The sequence below is a fragment of the Allorhizobium borbori genome (genome assembly GCF_014196535.1).
Classification (GTDB): domain Bacteria; phylum Pseudomonadota; class Alphaproteobacteria; order Rhizobiales; family Rhizobiaceae; genus Ectorhizobium; species Ectorhizobium borbori.
Genome location: NZ_JACIDU010000005.1, coordinates 26,149 through 44,964 on the forward strand (window position 1 = coordinate 26,149; position 18,816 = coordinate 44,964).

15 protein-coding genes are annotated in these 18,816 nt (G+C 58.2%); 11 read left to right on the plus strand and 4 right to left on the minus strand.

Annotation, left to right across the window (positions count from 1 at the left end; genetic code table 11):
- The first annotated feature begins 9 nt into the window (after positions 1–9).
- Together GGQ66_RS07435 and scpB are read left to right on the plus strand one after the other, a co-directional pair.
- Positions 10–963: a DUF1403 family protein gene (locus tag GGQ66_RS07435; RefSeq protein WP_183791033.1), complete on the plus strand. Its 954-nt coding sequence runs from the start codon at positions 10–12 to the stop codon at positions 961–963.
- A complete protein-coding gene (gene scpB / locus GGQ66_RS07440; RefSeq protein ID WP_183791035.1) occupies positions 963–1,658 on the plus strand; it encodes an SMC-Scp complex subunit ScpB in 696 nt (231 codons plus the stop codon). The genes GGQ66_RS07435 and scpB overlap by 1 nt, the downstream gene beginning before the upstream one ends.
- Positions 1,659–1,777: 119 nt before the next feature.
- Here scpB and GGQ66_RS07445 read toward each other — a convergent pair whose 3' ends face one another.
- From GGQ66_RS07445 to GGQ66_RS07455, 3 genes are read right to left on the minus strand one after another with little or no spacing between them, the layout of a single operon-like run.
- Positions 1,778–2,275 carry a PIN domain-containing protein gene (locus tag GGQ66_RS07445; RefSeq protein ID WP_183791037.1) on the minus strand — a complete coding sequence of 166 codons (498 nt, stop codon included), beginning with the start codon at positions 2,273–2,275 and terminating at the stop codon, positions 1,778–1,780.
- On the minus strand, positions 2,276–4,777 hold the full coding sequence (locus GGQ66_RS07450) for an N-6 DNA methylase (RefSeq protein WP_183791039.1): 2,502 nt from the start codon (positions 4,775–4,777) through the stop codon (positions 2,276–2,278).
- On the minus strand, positions 4,774–5,277 hold the full coding sequence (locus GGQ66_RS07455; protein ID WP_183791041.1) for a hypothetical protein: 504 nt from the start codon (positions 5,275–5,277) through the stop codon (positions 4,774–4,776). Before GGQ66_RS07455 ends, GGQ66_RS07450 begins: the two co-directional genes overlap by 4 nt.
- A 225-nt stretch (positions 5,278–5,502) precedes the next feature.
- Between GGQ66_RS07455 and GGQ66_RS07460 the strand changes: the two genes are divergently transcribed.
- The 6 genes from GGQ66_RS07460 (at position 5,503) to GGQ66_RS07485 (ending at position 12,864) form a co-directional block, all read left to right on the plus strand.
- On the plus strand, positions 5,503–6,204 hold the full coding sequence (locus GGQ66_RS07460; RefSeq protein ID WP_183791043.1) for an IS6 family transposase: 702 nt from the start codon (positions 5,503–5,505) through the stop codon (positions 6,202–6,204).
- A 486-nt stretch (positions 6,205–6,690) separates the two neighbouring features.
- Positions 6,691–7,737, plus strand: a complete 1,047-nt coding sequence (locus GGQ66_RS07465; protein ID WP_183791045.1) for an SIS domain-containing protein — start codon at positions 6,691–6,693, stop codon at positions 7,735–7,737.
- A gap of 47 nt (positions 7,738–7,784) precedes the next feature.
- Positions 7,785–9,485 (plus strand): ABC transporter ATP-binding protein, encoded by a 1,701-nt coding sequence (locus GGQ66_RS07470; RefSeq protein ID WP_183791047.1) that lies wholly within the window; start codon positions 7,785–7,787, stop codon positions 9,483–9,485.
- Positions 9,482–10,459 (plus strand): ABC transporter permease, encoded by a 978-nt coding sequence (locus GGQ66_RS07475; protein ID WP_183791049.1) that lies wholly within the window; start codon positions 9,482–9,484, stop codon positions 10,457–10,459. The genes GGQ66_RS07470 and GGQ66_RS07475 overlap by 4 nt, the downstream gene beginning before the upstream one ends.
- Entirely contained in the window at positions 10,456–11,283 is an 828-nt protein-coding gene (locus GGQ66_RS07480; protein WP_210287203.1) for an ABC transporter permease, read from the plus strand. Before GGQ66_RS07475 ends, GGQ66_RS07480 begins: the two co-directional genes overlap by 4 nt.
- Before the next feature lie 6 nt (positions 11,284–11,289).
- Complete coding sequence (locus GGQ66_RS07485) at positions 11,290–12,864, plus strand: ABC transporter substrate-binding protein (protein WP_183791051.1); 1,575 nt, start codon at positions 11,290–11,292, stop codon at positions 12,862–12,864.
- A gap of 94 nt (positions 12,865–12,958) precedes the next feature.
- On the opposite strand, the gene GGQ66_RS07490 is transcribed toward GGQ66_RS07485, so the two are convergent.
- Entirely contained in the window at positions 12,959–13,777 is an 819-nt protein-coding gene (locus GGQ66_RS07490) for a GntR family transcriptional regulator (protein ID WP_183791053.1), read from the minus strand.
- A gap of 152 nt (positions 13,778–13,929) precedes the next feature.
- On the opposite strand from GGQ66_RS07490, the gene GGQ66_RS07495 reads away from it, so the two are divergent.
- From GGQ66_RS07495 to GGQ66_RS07505, 3 genes are all read left to right on the plus strand, one after another.
- Positions 13,930–14,796: a PfkB family carbohydrate kinase gene (locus tag GGQ66_RS07495; RefSeq protein ID WP_370686310.1), complete on the plus strand. Its 867-nt coding sequence runs from the start codon at positions 13,930–13,932 to the stop codon at positions 14,794–14,796.
- A gap of 96 nt (positions 14,797–14,892) precedes the next feature.
- Positions 14,893–16,956, plus strand: a complete 2,064-nt coding sequence (locus GGQ66_RS23370; RefSeq protein WP_183791057.1) for a hydantoinase/oxoprolinase family protein — start codon at positions 14,893–14,895, stop codon at positions 16,954–16,956.
- Complete coding sequence (locus GGQ66_RS07505; protein WP_183791059.1) at positions 16,953–18,626, plus strand: hydantoinase B/oxoprolinase family protein; 1,674 nt, start codon at positions 16,953–16,955, stop codon at positions 18,624–18,626. The genes GGQ66_RS23370 and GGQ66_RS07505 overlap by 4 nt, the downstream gene beginning before the upstream one ends.
- The last annotated feature ends 190 nt before the right edge of the window (positions 18,627–18,816 follow it).

The following is an 18,816-nucleotide window of genomic DNA, read 5'->3' on the forward strand; positions in this document are numbered from 1 at the left end:
CTCCGTCTCATGGATTCGCTTGCCCCTATCGCTCCAACGATCCCGAGCTGGTCGCCCCGTCTGCCGGGCTGGGCGCGGCCGCGGACACACGACCTCAGCGAATCCGACGCCGCCTTCGCGGCCGGTACAGCTCTGAAATCCCTCGACGATTTGATCCGCGCCGACCCACCATGGATCGGCTGCTGGCGCGATCGCCTCGCGTTAAAATCCGCCGTCGTCGCCGACCGAATGCTCGGTCGCAGCGAGGAAGAAACCGCAATCCGCGACGCGGTTTTGCTGACGTCTGTAGGCGACGATCCCGGTCCGGCCGGCAAGCTGTTTTTGGCCATACGAATGCTGGCGCGCCAATCCGGGACGGTCACAACACCGTACGTTAAGGAGCTTGCTGCACTGCTCGGGATGAAGTGGGACGGCGGCCTTGCCTCCGTCCCTGAGATGGTCGATTCTGCAAATCAGTCCGAGCGAGCAGCACCCTTCGCGGTGGCGGACCTGATAACGGCGATCTCTGCCGCTCGCCCGGACGCCGAGGTGATGGCGCTTGGGCTGGGCGAGGTCATGCTGGCCCACAAGCTGAAATGGCCAAAGTCAGTGCCGCTGCTGCTGCCCGAGCGCTTCGGGTCCGCCTTCCGCACCATCGGCGGTCGCGGTCGCGTCCAACCGGGAGAGCCGGCGTATCCGAAAGCCATCTGTCTGGCGCTGGTCGCCGGCGTCGATGCGGCGCTGCGGTCTGCCGCCGAGATCGATCGTCGCGCTGCGCAGTTGCTGGCGGTAGCGCCGAAGGTCCGGACCAAGGGCGCCGAGCCGGTGATCCGCAAATTGCTGACCGAAGATGCCGTGCCGGCGTCGGCGCCGGGCTCAAAACTGTCGCGCTGGGCGGCCAACCGGCTTTTCGAGCGACTTGAAAGTCTTGAGGCGGTGCGCGAACTGTCCGGCCGCTCCTCCTTCCGGATCTTTGGATTGTGATGATTACGGGAGCAAGCGCACCTAGAACCCGACGTCAGGCCAAGCAGGGGCAGTACGAGGTCCTTTATGATCGTGAGCTAGAGGACCTGCCGGCGGAACTGCGCTGGCGGGAATGGATGATGCGGGTCGAGGCGGTGATCTTTGCCTCGGCCGAGCCGGTCAGCCGCGAGACGCTTGCGCGGGTGGTCGGAAAAGATTGCAGCATCGACTCTCTCATCGACGACCTCGCTGAGGAATTGCGGGACCGGCCGTACGAACTGGTGTCGGTCGCCGGTGGCTGGCAGCACCGGACCCGTCCGCGGTTCGCCGGGACGATCCGCGCTTCGTCGGCGCCGACAAGGCCAGGGGCGGCGGCACTGTCGGAATTCGAGGCGATGGTACTGATGGCGGTGGGATATTTCCAGCCCGTGACGCGCGGGGAGCTGTCGAAGATCTTTGGCAAGGAAGTAAGCCGCGATGTCATTAGTAATTTACGTGGGGCGGGTTTCATTGGATCCGGGCCGCGCAGCCCGACGCCGGGGGCACCCTATACCTATGTGACGACGCAGCACTTTCTCTCGGCGTTCGGAATGGAAACGCTGCGCGACCTGCCGAACATCGAAGCCCTTGAAGATGCCGGCCTGCTGAGCCGACATGCGGTTCAAAATGAAATCGCGGCCTCGGAAGGCGGCGAGAGCGAAGCGGATGAAGAATAGTGTTTTTCCAGAAGTGTCTCGTCGGTCGGCGCACTAATGCGCGCATTGCGGCATTCCGTTCGATGGACCGGCCATCGCGGAATAAGCGATGTGGTGGCGTCTGCAGACGAAGTGCAATATCAGACCAAGAGCACCTGCAATTCAGGTAGCGCTGGGGCAATGACGTTGATGAAGTCGCGATCGGAGGTCACGATCGTGTAATTCCGTTCGATGGCCTGTGCGGTGATCCAGAGATCGTTTTCGTCAATCTGAAGCATTTCGCTCGTCACCCGATCGGTCCACATTTCTACCCATCTTGGGGCACGGCGTGCGAGATCAAGCCTCTGCTGCGCCACGCTGGCTTTGACATGCGCGAAAGCCGCCGCAGTATGTCGATCAATATTTGCCAAGGGGTGTTCCTCGGCCCGCTCGATGCAGGCTTCGATATGGGTGAGGGGCCGACCTACGGCCTGTGAGAGCGCTAGACCGAAGCGAAGCTCGGCGATCGTGACAGCTGAGACGAGCTGAGATGCACCGGATTCGAGATTTTCGATGGCTTGCCTGACAGAAGTATGGTTCGGTCTGTGGGCGTCGTAGAGAACCGAAACGAGGTTGGTGTCTAGGAGATAGGTTTCCATCTAGCGCACGAACCGCCTTAGGATATCGACCTCGTCTTTCGGCGCTGGCTCGAACGCCTTTGTCGCCCACGGTCCGCGGTTGGCTTGTACGAGCGGCCCACGATATTCGTGAAGCGGAACAAACGCCTTGAAGTTTTCTGGCAGCCAACCACCAAAACCATGTCCGGTACGACGCTCGCTTTCATGACCCCGAAAATACTCCAGCAGTCGTCGCTCGATGCGAGGCGGAAGATCGTAGGCTTTCAGTACCTGCGCATCGATGTCTATCAACAGGCTGGCAAGATGATCGAGGGTCGCTATGCTGACAAGCCCGGCTTGATCAGCCACGTTTCGCTCGCTTTTGTAGGTGTGGACCGCATCCACGATTGCTCGATAGTCAGTCGTCTTCGGAACGGGAAGGCGTTTCAGAAGCTCGTTCGTGAAATGTTGATTTGACGCTCTTTCCGCGACAAATGCATTGGTAAGAGGTCCGTTTAAGATTGCCTCGAGAGCTTCGCCAGGCAAATCCGTCGCCTCCGTCCATATGCCGAAGAAGGCTTGCGATGCAACCAGCCCAGATGTGTCGTAAGCTGCGGCAATCCTCCAGGGCCCACGAGACAAGCGAGCGACATTTGTCAGAACCTTGGGCAGGTGCCAAGGTCTTGAAAGAGGCGCTAATCTGTAGGCACTTTCCTCGCGCACATCGAGGAAACTTATGGACTTAATGCCAAATTGGACAAGTGAGTCAGCGGGCTTGAACACGCCTCGCGCATACCCCCGTCGCGGCTCCTCGCAGCGCCCATCGTCTTGCGACACCCACTGCAAGCCCCGGTAAATCTCAGCCTTTGAGCCCAGATGGGGGTATCGATCGACATACTCCCAAAGTTCATCGAGTGCACCGACCCACAGACCGCCGTCGCTTACGAGCTTCTGTCGCCGACGTTCGGCGGTCACGACACCGCTGGAGAGGAAGGCGAGGCGATCACGATCTTCTACCACCGTCGAGACGAGCTTCGACGGTGTGACGCTGTCATCGGGGCGCCGATCACTCGCCACGAGAAGGGCCGTCTCAAAGCCAGCCTGCTGGAACGTCCTATCCGGTAGTGACGTTAGCTCTATATTTCCGTAGAGGTCCGCAATTTTCTGCCTCAGTTCTGCATATTGCTTTTGGCGCAGAAACCCCTGCGGAAGGACAAATCCGATCGCTGGTGGTTTCGAATCTAAAACCGTCCGCAGTACGGCCATGGGCTTCGAAAGCGATCGTGTCGCGATCTCGGGATATTGAGTCCGCTCGGCGAGGTCGAAGTCCTCCCAAGGGGGATTACACAACACGATCGTGGCGCTGGCTAGCTCCTCGGCGAGGCTTTTGCCCTCAAAGAGATCCTTTGTAGCGATCTTCCATCCGTTTGCGTTGGGGTAGTCCGCAAGGATCAATGAAAGTGTTGCGACCTCGCAAGCGAAGGAATCGATTTCGGCGCCACGGACGCGTGGCACCAGAAACGCGTGCCGTTGTTCTGCGGACCAGTCGCTCGGAAGATAATCTCGCAGACGTCGTAGGGCTGCCACCAACAACGTTCCTGCCCCTGTGAATGGCTCGAAGATTGACAAGGTCGGCAAATCAAACCGAGATAAATCGAGCTTACTTACCAAGAATTCGGCTACTTGTCGTGGCGTCGAATGGGTCCCGAAGCGCTTTCGCGTATCAGTTGTTACGAGGGTGTTCTCGTACACAAAGGCAAGGCTGTCGGATGAGATGTTCCTGAAGCTGATCGCCTGTCTCAGCAACTGCCAAGCAGCGTCAACGGAAGTCTTAGGCAGCTCGTCAATGCCGGTCTCTGAAAACTTGCCCAGCCCATAATAGGCTTCAATCCCAGCGAGCACGTCGCCGACGGGAGCATCAGCCCACGAAGCTGCAGCCGGATGTTGGCGGTCCGCCAATATTTTGGCTGCAAGCAAACGGAAGGTCACCCTGAAGGCGCCGATTTCCTGATCGGAGCTGAGATCATTGAGCAGGGCTCGAATGACATCCTCAAGAAGGCGAGCAAGCTTGAGCTCTACCTCGTGCTCAATGGCCGGGATGAGGCCAAGGTCCACAAAATCGAGCTGGTAAGCGGCTTGGTTCTGGCCGAGCGATTTTGCACGGTGTACGGACAGAGGGCTCCATTCTTGCGCATGACGCCGGAAGAGTTCGCTCAGCCCACTGATTGAGACACGTTCGATGAGGCGCGGACCTCCCTCGGCCCCAACGCGCCACACGCCAACATCTGACGGGCCGATCGAAAAAAGGATTGGTGCGCCTAATGATCGTCGCCGAGCAATCTCGACTTCGCTCACATCACCGGAGATAACACCAAAAGCGGCAGACCTATAGGACTCCGGGACTTGCGTGAATGCAGCTAATTCCACATGGCGCTGCTCGCCTCCAGCGGAGAGCACGTCGGCGAATTTATAGTCGCGGATGATGGCCTCGGTGGAATAGCCGAGCTTTAGGAGTTCGCTTTCTATGGACAGGAGAGCGCTCATGGCGCGGCCCCCTTCGATATCGTTGCATGGCGTCTTTGAGCGATATGTGAGACACTAATCGCCGGAAACAATGGGAGCTGGTCGTTCGGGGCAACCTGTTCAAAACCTTCCGACAACGCCTGGAGGTGAGGGTCGAGCCGCAGCAAAATAAGATCAAGCTCCAGCGGCGCCAATTCACTTGGCCCAAGTAGCTGGCAGCGACCGTCATCCGAAACCGCAAGTGTGGAACCCCATAGAGAGGGAAAAGATCTTCCGTCAAGGTAGTTGCGAACTGCGGCCAGGAGATCGCGGTGCGCTTGGAGTTCGACGTGAAAGCGGCTGCGCAGCACCACGGCCAACCGCAGCAGCAGCACCGTCTGCCATGAGAACTGTGCTTCGCTTCCTCGTTTTTGGGCTGGCACATCGGGCACGATCAAAGCGCGCCGAACTGTCCATTCTCGCAGTTGATCTGATGTCAGCCCAGTAAGTCGAAGCACATCTCTGGATTTCGCGAAGCGCATCACCCCTCCAAATCGGGTATGATACCCATTCTTTCCTAAAGTTTGGGTATCATACCCGAACTGCTTCGTCCAGTGGCCTGTAGGCTGGTGTATCCGCTTCCGGTTATGTCTCCCGGGCCGGGCTTGTCGGTTGGCACTTAACCGTGAGAATGCGGTCGTTTCGATATGGCTTGGCGGCATCGTCAACTTAACGGAATGTGGAATTTGATGTGGGAATGACGGGCCATGACAGACCGTGATCCACTCTATCGCCGACATCGCTTTCCCGCTGACGTCATTGCCCACGCCGTGTGGCTCTATTTCCGTTTCCCTTTGAGCCTGCGCATGGTCGAAGACCTGCTGGCTGCCCGCGGAATCATTGTCTCGCACCAAACCGTCCGGCTGTGGGCGGAGAAATTTGGCCGCACCTTTGCCAACGAGATCCGTCGTCGATCATCCGGTCGGCTTGGGGACAAGTGGCACCTTGATGAGGCCGTTGTTTCAATCCGTGGCAAGAAGCATTGGCTGTGGCGCGCAGTTGATCAGGACGGCTTCGTGTTGGAGGTTCTCGTTCAAAGCCGCCGAAATGCCAAGGCCGCCAAGCGACTGATGCGCAAGCTCTTGAAGGGTCAGGGACGGACGCCCCGTGTGATCATCACCGATAAGCTGCGATCCTACGGCGCAGCAAGGCGAGAGATCATGCCGGATGTCGAACATCGCTCCCACAAAGGGTTGAATAATCGGGCGGAGAATTCTCACCAGCCAGTCCGGCGGCGAGAGCGGATCATGAAGCGCTTCAAATCGCAGCGACATCTACAATGCTTCATCTCTATCCACGATCCGATCGCCAACCTGTTTCACATCCCGCGCCACGACATAACCTCGGGCCATCATCGCGAACTGCGCGCAGAGGCGATGAGCCTGTGGGCGAAAATTGCCCGAGCATGAGAAGTATCTGCGGACAGCCTCTTTCGCTGGCCCTTTGTCCCTTAAGTTTACGATGCCGGCCGCCGCCATCCAGGCCTTCAGCGCCTCGACCGGTCGGTCGGTCAGATAGACGACTTCAATGAGTGCCAGACTTTTCGCAATAAGGCCAGCCCTGTCTACAGTGCCTTCTTAATCTGTCGCGATTGGATGGAAAATAATAATCCAGTTCACTTGATTTGGGCTATTAATTAGGCTATCCAATCTAGGCCGGAACTTAACGGAAGGCCCACCCAAAAATAGCTCCAGTTTCCCGACTGAAGCCTATCGGTCGTCGTGCATAAGTTAAATTGGGAGTTAGAGGAGACGTTCGCCAAATTAATGTGTGCCGCAAGACCTTGGCGCCGCCTGACACCCGCCGGATGGCAATCCCGCCTGAACCGCTGACGAAATTCTGAAGATGCTGTGGGCGTGATTTGCTAGGTCACCGTCCACTGGAGATTGGATAATATGGCTCTCGAAAACCTGACGCCGAGCGACGAAGAAATCAAGTCTGCTCCAAATCCTAACTATCTTGATGGAGACTACCTGAAGGGCGTTCTTGAGATGACGTTCCGCGACGGCAATCCTGTCGCTGAAAAGCTGGTCGAGGAAATCTTCTCGTCGCGGCAGATCGAGTCCATCTACCTCGTCGGTGCAGGCGGCTCGAACTCCTACATTGAGCCGGTTAAGTATATCCTCGATAAGTATTGTGACCTTCGCGTCGAGCGCATCAATTCCACGGAATTTGAAACGCGTCGTCCGAAACCGGTCAACGAGAAAGCCGTCGTGCTCTTCACCTCGCACAATGGCGAGACGGAAGACACCGTGGTGGCTGCCCAGTGGGCAAAGACCACCGGCGCAATCACCGTGGCACTGACCGCCGGCCATGAAAGCGGCCTAGTTGAGGCCTGTGACCACCTGCTCCCCTACAGCAAGGAGCTGCCGGGCATGCCGAAGACGATGGTTGCCTATCTCTTCGCTGCGCATTTCTTGAAGCGAAGCGGCAGTCCGGTTGGTGCCCAGCTGATCGCCGATCTTGAAGCGATGCCCGCAAAGCTGCACGATATCAAGAATGCTGAGCGCGACCGCGGTATTGAGCTAGCGCACAAGTACAAGGACGAGAACATCTACTACGTCCTGTCAAGCGGTATCCTTTCGGCCCTGAACTACCAGTATTCGATCTGCATCTTCAACGAGATGCTGTGGCTTGATGCATCCGATATCCACACCGGCGAATTCCGTCATGGTCCGTACGAAGTGGCCGATGCGGACATGGCTTATGTCTTCCTGATGGACGGAGGCGACAACCGCAAGCTCGATGAGCGGGCGCTGAAGTTCACCCAGCGCGTCACCGACAAAATCATCACGTTTGATGCCGGCAAGTACAACAACGTATCGCCGCTGCTGTCGCCCTTCGTTATCGGCGTCACCTGGTACTGGTTCGCTCACACTCTGTCCGTCCTGCGCGAGCATCCGCTTAGCGTTCGCCGTTACATGTGGAAGGTCGCATATTGATAACGACGACCGTCGCCATCATGGCTTTGGTCTGAGGAGGAGGCCGGATGCTTGAAGTGAAGAACCTGTCCATCGGTTTCAGAACCCATGCAGGGCTCAAATCGGCTGTTCGAAACATCGACTTCACGGTCAGGCCCGGCGAAATCGTTGGTCTGGTCGGTGAAAGCGGCAGCGGCAAAACCATCACGTCTCTTGGCGTGATGGGGCTGTTGCCGCCGAATGCCGTTGTGACCGGCGGCGAAGTTTTGGTGGATGGCGTCGATATCTTGAAGCTTTCGGCGGCAGAGCTGCGCAAGCTGCGCGGCCGTCATGTTGCCATGGTCTTCCAGGATCCGATGGCTTCGCTCGATCCAATCTTCACCTGCGGCGACCAGATCGTCGAGGCGATTCTGCTTCATGAGCCGATCGGCCGCGCTAACGCATGCAAGAAGGCCCGCGAACTTCTGGAAAAGGTCCGCATTCCCGATCCCGATCGGGCCATGCGTTCCTATCCGCACGAACTGTCCGGAGGTCAGTGCCAGCGTATCATGATCGCCATGGCAGTGGCCTGCAAACCTCGCATCATCATCGCCGACGAGCCAACGACGGCGCTCGACGTGACTGTGCAGAAACAGGTGCTGGAGCTGTTACGGGCTCTCAATAAGGAGGTTGGCGCGGCAGTTCTGCTGATAACCCACGATCTCGGCGTCATCTACGAAGTCGCCGACCGCGTCGTGGTCATGTATGCCGGCAACAAGATGGAGGAGGCGACGACAGCCGACCTCTTCGCTGCGCCTCAGAACGACTATTCTCGTGCGTTGATCGATTCCATGCCCTCGCCGGGCAAGTACGAGGACCGCCTTCCGGTCATCGAGCGCGATGCAGACGGCAATATTCGCAGCGTCCGGCCCGAGCCGAAAGTCAAAGCCTCTCCCGTACCCGTTGCGATTAAGGACGAGACGCCTATTCTCGAACTGCGTGACCTCTGCAAATCTTACTGGGTGAAGCCTTCACCGCTGTCCACACCCGTCGAAATGCGGGCCGTCGATCAGGTCAGTCTGACGATTGCGCCGCGCACGACACTTGGCCTTGTCGGCGAATCCGGCTGCGGCAAGAGCACGTTGTCACGCGTCGTCATGCGGCTCTTGGAGCCAAGCGCGGGCCAGATTCTATTCAAGGGCAAGGACATAGCAAAGCTGCCAGAATCACAGATGCGGCCCTTCCGCCGCGAACTGGCAATGGTGTTCCAGAACCCCTATGGTTCGCTCAACCCACGTCATTCAGTCGCCGATCTGGTTGAAGCACCCATGGCGATCTTCTCCGACGGTGATTCCGCTTCGCGCCAGGAACGTGTCCGCACGCTGATCGAGGCCGTGGGCCTGCCTACGACGGCTGCGCAAAAGTATCCACACGAGTTTTCCGGGGGCCAGCGGCAGCGCATCGCCATTGCACGTGCGCTTGCTCTGAAGCCTTCGCTCGTCATATGTGATGAAGCTGTCTCGGCGCTCGACGTGTCCGTCCAGGCACAGGTGCTCAACCTGCTGAAGGATCTGCAGGCAGAGTTCGACCTCACCTATCTGTTCATCTCGCACGATCTTTCCGTCGTCGAGCATGTCAGCGATACCGTTGCAGTGATGCAGAAGGGCAAGGTCGTGGAATGCGGCACAGCCTCCGCCATCTTCAGCAATCCTCAGGAACCCTATACCCGCATGCTGCTGGAAGCCGTGCCAACCATCGGTACCCCGCGCTGCGAAAAGGAGGGCGCATGAGCGCTTCGATTGCCGGAGCCTTGCTCCTTATCTGTCGCAAGCTACTGACCGCCCTTATCCAGCTCTGGGTCGTTGCAACGCTGATCTTTTCGGTCATGTACATCATGCCGGGCGATCCGGTTCTGCTGCTTCTCGGCGCGGACAGCAACCCGTCACCGGAAGCAATCGCCTCCATGCGTGCACAGCTCGGCCTCGACCAGCCGGCTGTTTCGCAGTATTTCGTATGGCTCTGGAACGCATTGCATCTCGATTTCGGAAAGTCGCTGACCAACGGGTATCCGGTCTCCAACTACGTGATGCAGAACCTGCCGCGCACGCTGGAGCTGGCCTTCGTCGCGATCATCATCGCAGCACTAGTCGGCGTACCGCTCGGTGTTGCGGCAGCCCTCAAGCGTGGCAGCACGCGAGACACCGTTTTGACCTCGATTGCGACGCTCGGTATTTCGGTGCCCGTATATATCGTCGGTACGCTCCTGGTGCTCGTGTTCAGCCTCAAGCTCGGCTGGCTGCCGGCAAGCGGCTATACGGATATCGCTCGCAATGTCGTCGAGCATTTCCGCAAGCTGGCACTTCCGGCGATCGCGCTCGGTCTCGGACTAGCCGCGTCGATCGCGCGCATGACACGCTCCTCCGTGCTTGAAATCCTGGGCCGCGACTTCGTTCGCGCGCTGCGCGCTAAGGGCATGTCCGAGCGGCGGATCATCTGGCAGCATGTCCTGCGCAACGCTGCCATTCCAATCGTTACTATCATTGGCCTGCAGCTCGGTAACCTGATGGGTGGCACCGTTCTGGTGGAGGCCATGTTCAACTGGCCGGGCCTGAGTACGCTGCTGGTCGGAGCCGTTTCGGCCCGCAACTACCCGCTCGTCCAAGGCTCAATGCTGGCTATCGCCGCCGCATTCATCCTCATCAATCTGCTCGTGGAACTGCTCTACAGCCTGCTTGATCCGCGCATCCGGAGGAAACGCTCTTGATCTTAGCAGCCATACGTAGCCAGCCGGCATTCCTCGCCGGGATCATCTTCATCGGCCTTGTCATCTTCATCGGCATTTTCGGCAGCTGGCTTGCGCCCCAGGATCCGTTCCTGCTGCATCCCGATAAAGTCAATCAGGCTGGTTCGGCCGCCCACTGGCTCGGCACTGACGAGTTTGGCCGCGATCTCTTGAGCCGCCTCCTGATCGGCGTCCAACCGACCCTGATGGTAGCGATCGGTGCCACCGCGATCGCTGGATTCTTCGGGACGTTCGTCGGCATAGCTGGCGCTTATGGCCGACCGCTCGCCTCTTTCCTGATCATGCGCGGTATTGACGTCATGCTGAGCTTCCCGCCAATCCTTCTGGCGCTGCTCGCCGTCGGCTTCTGGGAAAGTGGCGTGCTCAGCCTCGCGGTCGTCATCGGCGTTCTCTACATCCCGCATTTTGCGCGGGTCGCGCATGCCGCCACATTGCAGGTGACGCGCATGGAATTCATGGAGGCCGAGCGTGCGATGGGCGCGTCCACCTGGCGCGTCGTATTTACAGCCATCCTGCCGAACATCCTGTCGCCTCTCGTCGTCCAGGCGACGCTGACGGTCGCGGCTGCAATCCTGCTGGAATCCGGCCTAAGCTTCCTCGGTCTTGGTATCGTGCCCCCTGAACCCTCCTGGGGGCAGATGATCGGCACAGCACGCGGTTATCTCGGTCAGAACCCGATGTACGTCATCTGGCCGTCCCTTCTTCTCGCATTGACTGTCCTCGCCATCAACGTGGTGGGCGACCGGCTGCGGGACATACTCGATCCACGTCTCAGGGAGGAATAACTAGACATGGTCATCTCGCATCGACATTCAGAAACAAAAAAGGGGTACAATATGAAAAGAGGAATGTTCTGGACTGCCTTGGCGCTCGCAACGAGCGTTTTCGCTCAGCAGGCGTTTGCGGAGGGGTCACTTTATTTCGGCCTTTCCGGTGAACCGTCGACGCTGGAGAGCACGATCAACGCTGGCGCTCCGGCCCGCACGATCCGTCTAGCCATCCACCGCGGCCTATTCAACTACGGCCCGGACGGCAAGCTTTCCTCCGAATTGGCGGAAGGCTATGAAGTAACGCCGGACGCGCTTATCTATACGTTCAAACTGCGCGATGCGAAGTTCCATGACGGCTCCGCCGTTACCTCGGCAGACGTCAAGGCGTCGATCGAGCGCATGACTGCCAAGGACAGCAAGGCCACCTACCGCAACGAACTCGGCGTCATCCAGACTATCGAGACACCGGATACGAAGACCGTCAAGTTGGTTCTTTCCAAGCCCTTCGTACCGCTCGTGCATTATCTGGCACTGCCAGAATCGGCGATCATTCCGGCTGCCTGGATCAAGGCACATGGCACTGATCCGAATGCAGCTCCGGTCGGCGCCGGCCCGTTCAAATTCACTAACTGGGAACGCGGCCGCGAGCTGACTGTCGAGAAGTTCGACAGCTATTACAAGCAAGGCAAGCCGCATCTGGATGATGTCCACTACGTCTTTTACGGCGACGAGAACACCCGCGTGAACGCGCTGAAGTCTGGCGATGTTGATATCATCGACTACGTGCCGTGGAAGGATGCGGCATCGATCGAGAGCAGCTCCGACCTGAAGCTAGCCAGCACGACCGGTCCTTTCATGATGCTGCAGTTCAACACCAAATTCGAGCCGTTCTCCAAGCCGGAAGTACGCCAAGCCATCTCCTATGCGATCGACCGTTCAACAGTGATCAACACCGCGTTTAGCGGTCGCGGCACGCCGCTCTTCGGCATCGCCATCCCGGAGGGCTACATGGGCTACTCCAAGGAGAAGGCCAATTTCTTTAAGCATGATCCGGCCAAGGCGAAGGAACTGCTAGCCAAGGCAGGTTATCCGGACGGGTTTGAAGTCCGCCTGCTTGCCACCTCGCAGTACGGCTTCCACAACAACACTGCCATTGCCGTGCAGGCGGAGCTTGCCAAGATCGGGATCAAGGTGAAGCTGGACCTGCCTGACTGGTCTGGCCGCATGGCGAAAAATAACGCTGGCGACTACGACTTCCTTGTTGCGGGAACCGCAGGCGATATCGCCGACCCGGATTGGCTGAGTAACTTCTTCTACGGCGGGACGCAGCTTGTTCGCCTCAACAACTCGGCGTACTTCGACGACAAGGCCATCAACGATCTGCTTGACAAAGGCCGAGTGACTCTTGATCCGGTCGAGCGCGAGAAGATTTACGGCCAGTTCGTCGATCGTGCTCTCGAACAGTCGCCGTTCGTCTACATGATGTGGCGCGACCAGAGCTTCGGCCTCAACAAAAAGGTCACGGGCTTTACCAACCTTCCGGGCTTCCTGACCTTCCAGTCTGGCATCACGGTCGAGAACGTCGAACTGAAGTAATCCAATTGGCGGCGGTTGACCGTCGCCAATCCTCCCAAGAACGTGAAAAGCCCCTTTGCCTTTCGCTAAGGGGCTTTTTGTTTTCTTACGCTCGCTATTTGGTAGCGCTGAGCCAGCCGCCCTCTGCGCTGCTCGTGCCAAAGGCCACGACCTTAGGATTATTCACAGAACGCATATATTCAACAGTTGTGCCATCCTCAGACTTCACCCACAGTCGATAGGCAAGAGCCGCAGAATTAACTGGGATATCGAGCAACTTGCTTTCCAGCTCGCTCGTCGTCTCGACGCTGATGATGCGGTCAGCATTAATCGTGTCAATCTCGTATCGTTCCTTGAAAAGCCTGTAGAGAGACTGACCGGCAATCAAGTCCTCGGCCGCAAGGCCTGGGACCAGTCGGGCAGGGATGTGACTGGTCTCGACGCTGAAGGGCTTGTTGTCAATGCTCCAGAGGCGCCGGATTACGACAACGTCCTGCCCCTCCTCAATGCCGAGCCTATCGGCTAATTGACTGTTTGCGGTCGACAGCTGGAAATACAGTAGCTTGTTGCTCGGCGCTTTTCCATGGTTCTGGATCAGTCTGTCGATGCCGACGGACCGATAGATGTCCGCCGGTCGCACGAAGGTTGGCGCTGCAACACGCGTCCCCCCCGTACCGTTGCTTTCCAGCAAGCCTTCAGAAACCAGATTGCTGACGGCTTTACGAACGGTCAGCCGGTTCACATGCAGCAAATCGGCAAGATCGCGCTCCGAAGGAATCCGATCTCCCGAGCCGAACTCTCCTGAAGACAACATTCTTCGAATATGATCTTCAACTTTCTGATAACGGAGTTTACGAGCCCCGCTCAACTCTTCGTCTGCCATTGCCGCCCTGACGCCATTGTTTGAGGCATTGGATCCGCCCGAATGATCCATTGGAGATATAGCGTCCCATTCGCTTCTGCAACAACCCATCGGCCTCGGGAGTCCTTTCTGGCAGAAACTTTGCCTGATAACTGATAAAGCAGTTGTGCTGGGCTATAATCTGGATTAGAAACTGGATCATTAACTCAGCCTTGGAGGATGGGGTGGGCACCTCGGTTACATCTCGAATATTATGCGTCGGCGACAACACCGTCGACATTTTCGTCGATCGCAAGACCATGTATCCAGGCGGGAACGCCGTGAATGTCGCTGTCGGCGTCCGGCGCCTCGGTGCTCAGAGCCATTATATTGGCTGCATAAGTGAGGACCGATATGGTGAATTGGTCTACCAGTCGCTCAAAGACGAGGGGGTTGATCTTTCGCTCTGCCGTCGCGCATCCGGTCCAAGCCCGAAGGCCCTTATCGGCCATCGCGGGAACGACCGTTACTTTATCGGCTCCATGCCTGGCGTGCGCGCCGATTACGAACTGGGCGATCCAGATTACGCGCTGATGGCGAAAGTCGATATCGTCCACACCAGCTTCTATAGCGGCTTGGACGACAAGCTGGACCAGATGGCTAAGGCGTCGAACATTCTGGCTTACGACTTTTCCAACAAGTGGCTTGATCGTCATCTGGAGCAGTCCGCTCGGTTTATCGATATTGCCTTCATATCCGCGCCGGCACGCGACGAGGCCGCTTGCGTCGAGTTGATGGGACGGTGGACCGATGCCGGGGCAAAACTCGTCGTAATGACGCGTGGTGAATGCGGCTCCCTGGCAATGAAGGGCGGCAAGGCTTACCGGCAGGGTATCGTTGCCGCGGAAGTTGTCGATACGCTTGGCGCCGGCGACGGGTTCATCGCGGGGTTCCTGACGTCCTATGCCGGTGATGCGGATATCCAGGCGGCATTGGCCATGGGTGCGCAGTCCGCCGCGCGTGCTTGCCAACAGATGGGGGGCTACGGCTATGCAGCCGAGCACCCCTGGGAAATCCCGGACCTGCCGTCGGCAGGCCATAAGGAACGCTGATGTAGCGACCATTTGGACCGAACATAAGAAAATCTATCAAATGTCGGCGACGAGCAGAAGCCGGTAGTCTGAAATCCCGAAGTAAAGAGACGTGTCGTGAGCTGGATCATTGGTGTCGATGTTGGCGGAACATTTACCGACTTTTTCGCCTATAACGAAAAAGTCGGTACAAGCCGCTTTTGGAAACGTCCCTCAACCCCATTCAATCCGGCGGAGGCGATCATCGAGGGCCTGTTTGAGCTGAGCAAGGCGCATGACGTGCCGCTCACCGAAGTAACCCGCCTCTGCCATGGCAGCACGGTCGCCACAAATGCGCTGATCCAGCGCACTGGCGCCGATGTTTCGTTGGTGACCACCAAGGGCTTCCGCGACGTGCTTGAAATCGCCCGCCAGACCCGTCCCATTGTCAATGACATGCAGCAGGACCAGCCGGACCCGCTGGTTCCCCGCGAGCGTCGTCTGGAAGTCGCGGAACGTGTTCTTTCCGACGGCACGGTGCGCAGCCCTGTCGATCAGAACGATCTGCAGACCGTGATCAAGGCGATCAAGGCATCCGGTACGCCGGCCGTCGCAGTCTGCTTCCTGTTCTCCTACCTGCGTCCAGACCACGAAGAGGAAGTCGGCCGCGCCATCCGCGAAGCGCTTCCCGGCGTTTCCGTTTCGCTCTCCAGCGAAGTGCAGCCGGAATTCCGCGAGTTCGAGCGCTTTACCACGACTGTCGTGAATGCCTATCTACAGCCGAAGCTCGAGCACTACATTTCCACCCTGCTCGATAACGTCACGCAGGTTCTGCCGAACGCGCTGGTCGGCATCAACCAGTCGAGCGGCGGCCTGATGTCGCTCGATACGGCTCGCTCCTTCCCGGTCCGCATGGCGCTGTCTGGCCCGGCGGCCGGCATTGTCGGTGCGGTGGAAATCTCTAAAGAATCCAACCGACCGAATGTCATCACCATCGACATCGGCGGTACCAGTGCGGATGTCGCATTGATCCGTGATCACGCTGTTGAACTCTCTCACGGGCGCGACGTGGATGGCTTCCCGATCCGCTTGCCGATGATCGATATAACCACGGTTGGCGCTGGCGGCGGTTCGATCGCTTGGTTCGACGTTGACGGTTTTTTCAAGGTGGGTCCTCAGAGCGCCGGCGCGGTGCCCGGTCCAGCCTGCTATAAGCGCGGCGGCACGCTGCCGACGGTTTCCGACGCGAACCTCGTGCTCGGACGGTTGTCCGATGCCCTTCTCAACGGTACCATGACGTTGGACCGAACTCTCGCCGAACAAGCCATCCGCACGGTAGCGGAGCCCATGGGGAAAACAATCGAGGAAACGGCGCTGGGCATTCTCGAAATCATGACAGTCAACATGGTGCGCGCCATCCGTACCTTGTCCGTTGAGCGCGGCCACGATCCACGCGATTTTACTTTGATGCCGTTCGGCGGCGCCGGTGCGCTTCACGCTCGCGACGTGGCGGTTGCCCTCGGCATGAAAGAAGTTCTGGTGCCCTTCGCACCGGGCATCGTCTGCGCCCAGGGTCTGACCGACGCTCCGCTGCAGGAGAACTACATGGTCACGAGCCTGTTTGACTGCTCTGCCGAGACCGCCGGCCGCCTCGCTACGGAGATTGAAGCGCTCACGAAACAGGCGTTAGAATGGTTCGAGCGCGAAAATACGCTGGCGGAACGCCGTCTTGTGATCTACTCCGCCGACGTGCGTTTCCGCGGCCAGAACTTTGAACTCGGTATCGAAGTCGCTCGACGCGTCGGTAATGCTCCGGTCGAGATCGCATCGGTCGATGTCATCCTGGAGCGCTTCTACGAGGCGCACGAACGGTCCTACGGCTTCGCAAACCGTCAAGCGCCGGTCGAGATTGTCAACTGCCGCGCCATTGCCAGCGCCTCGCTCGGCGTACCAAGACCGCCTCGCGACGAGGCCAGCGGAACGCGCAGGCCGAAGGCACCCGCACACCGCGATGTCTTTTACGAGAAGGCGAAACCCGTCAGGACGCCGGTCTTCAATCGCGCAGACCTGCATGCGGGCGACGTGATTGATGGTCCCGCAATTATCGACCAGTTCGACGCGACCACAGTTATCTATCCGGGCGATATCGCCCGCGTCGATGCACACCGGAACATTCTCATCGAAATCGGCAGCGCCCAATGACCAAGCTCGTTCACGACCCCATTACGCTCGAAATCCTGTCGAACGCGTTGCGTTCGATTGCCGATGAAACCTTCATTGCGCTGCAGAAGAGCGCATATTCAACGAACATTAAGGAACGGCACGACCACTCCACGGCACTGTTCGATGCGAAGGGAAGGCTAATTGTCCAGTCGCAAAAATCGCTGCCGCTGCATGTCGGAGCGATCTCCGGGACGATCAAGGCACTGATCGGAAAGTTCAAAGATGATGTTCACCCGGGAGACGTCTTCGTCGGCAACGACCCCTATGCCGCCGGAGGTTCTCATCTCCCGGACATTTGTGTCATCGCGCCAGTCTTCCACAGCGGCCGCCTCGTCGCCTTCAGCGCTTGCACCGCGCACCACGCTGATATCGGCGGATCGAATGTCGGCGGCGCCAGCGGCGGCCTGACAGAAATCTTTCAGGAAGGTTTCCGTCTTCCCATGGTGCGGCTTTTCTCCAGAGGCACGTTACAGGCTGACCTATTCGAGGTTATGCTCCTTAATGTGCGTGGCGAAGAAGAGCGCAAGGGCGACTATTATGCACAGTTCGCAGCCATTTCGCTTGGTTCCAAGCGTCTCACGGAAATATGCGACCGCTACTCCGCCGACTTTGTCGAAGGGGCTTTCCAGGAAATCATTCGACGTACTCACGATCGCATGAATCGTGCCCTCGCGCTTATCCCAGACGGCGAATATTACTTCGACGACGTAATGGACGATGATGGCGTCAACGCGACCAACCTTCGGATCGCCTTGACAATCACAAAGAACGACGAGGGTACAGTATTCGACTTCACCGGCACTGCTCCTCAAACCCCCGGGAACATCAATTCGCCGCTGAACGATACGATCTCGACCGTGATCTTCGCTCTCAAATGCATTCTCGATCCTGCAATTCCCAGCAATCACGGCGTGCTTAGCGCCGTGAAGGTGATCGCGCCCGAGGGCTCGCTGGTCAATCCGAAATTCCCGGCCGCAGTCACCAATCGTTCAGCAACGGACCAGCGGGTGGTGGATGTTATTATAGGGGCGCTTGCCAAGGCGCTGCCAGATCAAGTCGTCGGAGCATCCAATGGTTCCAACACCGGCATCTACATTTACGGCAAAGATCCGCGCACAGGTCGTGACTACTATTTCTTCGAAACCATGGGCGGCGGCTTCGGCGGTCGTGCTTCGAAGGACGGCAAGGATGCTGTGCAGGTATATATGACCAACACCGCCAACACACCGATCGAAGCGATCGAACGGGAATTCCCGCTTCTTGTCGAGGAATATTCAATCGTCAGCGACAGCGGAGGCGCAGGCAAGTACCGCGGTGGTTGCGGCTTAAAACGCGTCATACGCCCTCGCTTCGGCGACTGCACTTTCGGCGGCACGGGCGAACGCTTTTCACATAAGCCTTGGGGTATCTTCGGCGGCTTCGAAGGCGAAAGTGGCAAGTTTGCCATTGTGTCGGAAGACGGTACGGAAAAACGCCTGCCCAACAAGATTCCGAAGACGTCGGTTTCGCCGAAGGAGCAGATCGTGGTGCAGACTGCCGGTTCCGGCGGTTATGGGCGGCCAGAAGAACGGGCTGCCTATCTCATTGACGCCGACCGGCGTAGCGGGAAATTCTCCGCAGACTACGTCAAGCGACACTACGGTCGCTGAGAGGGGATGCCTGTTGCAAGCTGTTGCATGAAGCAGCTACTGGGAAAGTGCGACACCTAACGATCAGTTGTGATCCGTCAACAAAGGAGGTGACCTTTGTTGACGGATCGTGCGCTGAATAAGTTTACGATATGGCAACGCGCGCCTGCCGCAAATCTTCGTTGCATAACGGTATGTTGACCACGGGCGT

Bases quoted from the DNA above. Each gene is read 5' to 3' on its own strand.
- GGQ66_RS07435 (WP_183791033.1), top strand. From the start codon at position 10: ATGGATTCGCTTGCCCCTATCGCTCCAACGATCCCGAGCTGGTCGCCC.
- GGQ66_RS07465 (WP_183791045.1), top strand. From the start codon at position 6,691: ATGGCTCTCGAAAACCTGACGCCGAGCGACGAAGAAATCAAGTCTGCT.
- GGQ66_RS07470 (WP_183791047.1), top strand. From the start codon at position 7,785: ATGCTTGAAGTGAAGAACCTGTCCATCGGTTTCAGAACCCATGCAGGG.
- GGQ66_RS07505 (WP_183791059.1), top strand. From the start codon at position 16,953: ATGACCAAGCTCGTTCACGACCCCATTACGCTCGAAATCCTGTCGAAC.
- GGQ66_RS07460 (WP_183791043.1), top strand. From the start codon at position 5,503: ATGACAGACCGTGATCCACTCTATCGCCGACATCGCTTTCCCGCTGAC.
- GGQ66_RS07490 (WP_183791053.1), bottom strand. From the start codon at position 13,777: ATGGATCATTCGGGCGGATCCAATGCCTCAAACAATGGCGTCAGGGCG.
- GGQ66_RS07455 (WP_183791041.1), bottom strand. From the start codon at position 5,277: ATGCGCTTCGCGAAATCCAGAGATGTGCTTCGACTTACTGGGCTGACA.
- GGQ66_RS07485 (WP_183791051.1), top strand. From the start codon at position 11,290: ATGGTCATCTCGCATCGACATTCAGAAACAAAAAAGGGGTACAATATG.
- scpB (WP_183791035.1), top strand. From the start codon at position 963: ATGATTACGGGAGCAAGCGCACCTAGAACCCGACGTCAGGCCAAGCAG.
- GGQ66_RS07445 (WP_183791037.1), bottom strand. From the start codon at position 2,275: ATGGAAACCTATCTCCTAGACACCAACCTCGTTTCGGTTCTCTACGAC.
- GGQ66_RS07450 (WP_183791039.1), bottom strand. From the start codon at position 4,777: ATGAGCGCTCTCCTGTCCATAGAAAGCGAACTCCTAAAGCTCGGCTAT.
- GGQ66_RS07475 (WP_183791049.1), top strand. From the start codon at position 9,482: ATGAGCGCTTCGATTGCCGGAGCCTTGCTCCTTATCTGTCGCAAGCTA.